The organism is Breoghania sp. JC706 (assembly GCF_037026715.1).
GTDB lineage: Bacteria > Pseudomonadota > Alphaproteobacteria > Rhizobiales > Stappiaceae > Breoghania.
This window is the reverse complement of the sequence record NZ_JBANCG010000030.1, coordinates 1-1,433: the sequence shown is the minus strand read 5'-3', so window position 1 is coordinate 1,433 and position 1,433 is coordinate 1. Positions and strand designations below refer to the sequence as shown.

1 protein-coding gene is annotated in these 1,433 nt (G+C 60.9%); it reads left to right on the top strand.

Annotated elements, in window-relative coordinates:
* The first annotated feature begins 510 nt into the window (after positions 1–510).
* Positions 511–981: a DNA-packaging protein gene (locus tag V2L18_RS23415; RefSeq protein WP_336180767.1), complete on the top strand. Its 471-nt coding sequence runs from the start codon at positions 511–513 to the stop codon at positions 979–981.
* The last annotated feature ends 452 nt before the right edge of the window (positions 982–1,433 follow it).

The following is a 1,433-nucleotide window of genomic DNA, read 5'->3' as shown; positions in this document are numbered from 1 at the left end:
CGACATGTGTCAACGGGTGGCTTACATATCTGCCGAAGGTTTGGCGTCCCACGTCAGTCGTCATGATCGCTCGCCGGAAACCAAATATGCCGCTCCCGACTAGGAAAACAAAAGCCGCAACTCCGAAAGCCGAAGTGCTTGACGTCACCCTCAAAGGTTCCTAATTTGTTCTCGTGATTTGCAGGGCTGATCCGTTCGTGCCCCGGTCGCGCTGGCAGGCGATAGCCGTTTGACGCAGTGAATGCGGAGCCAGCCGCGAGGGGGAATGCGCCCTGAGACGGTCCCCAAGTTCATCCGTAATACCGCCCTTGCCCTCTCGGTGAGGGCTTTTTTGTTCCTCCCCATGCAACAGACAGATGATGACACAGCAGACGCTGCAGGGCGTCTCTATCCGTGCGCCTGCAAGGTCGAAGCGGACGTGGCCGTTGTCACCGACCGGCCATCCCGTCAACGGCTGTGGCTCAACGAGATGCGTTGCCTTTTGTGCGGCAAGACCTGGAAGCGGATTCAATGAGTGACGTGGAAGAGGGGGGACGGGACGACAAGGGACGCTTTCTGCCCGGCAACCGCTTCTGGGAGGTTCGTTCGTCCGCAGGCCCCAAACCGAAATTCACCGTCCCCGAGCAGCTTTGGAATTGCTGCTGCGAGTACTTCGCATGGGTGGAAGAGAACCCGCTGTTCGAAGACAAGCTCGTTGCGTTCCAGGGCAGCGCCACGCACGAGGCTGTCGCCCGGATGCGTGTGATGACGCTCGCCGGCCTCTGCATGTTCCTCGATATCGATACGACCACATGGCAGACGTGGCGCAAGGATCGGCCCGATTTATCCCGCGTCATCACGCGAGCCGAAGATGTGATCCGAACCCAGAAGTTCGAGGGCGCGGCTGTCGACCTTCTCAACGCGAATATCATCGCCCGAGATCTCGGCCTTGCCGACAGATCAGAACTGTCCGGCAAGAATGGCGGCCCGATACGGTCGTAACGAGAGGCTCGACGTTCGACAACGCGGCCAATCTGGCCCCGTCGTTCCTGAAAAAGATCCAGCAGAAATATGAAGGCACGCGCCTCGGCCGGCAGGAACTCAATGCCGAAATGCTGGACGATCTGCCGGGTGCGCTGTGGGCCCGAGACATGTTCGTCCGGCCTCCGGGGAGCGGCAAGACGGGCCGCGTCCACAACGCCCCCGAAATCCAGCGCATCGTCGTTGCTGTCGATCCCTCCGGGACGGGGGGACGTGAGGATGATGGCGACAGCATTGGGATTGTGGTCGCGGGCCTTGGGATTGATAGCCGGGGCTACGTGTTGGCGGACCGGACCTGCAAACTGAGTCCGGATGGATGGGGGCGGCGAAGCCGATCCGCTATTCGCGGAACGACACGAGAGAAACCCGGCGCCAGATCGTTGGACTGAACGCGGCGATCGAAAGCCTGTGCG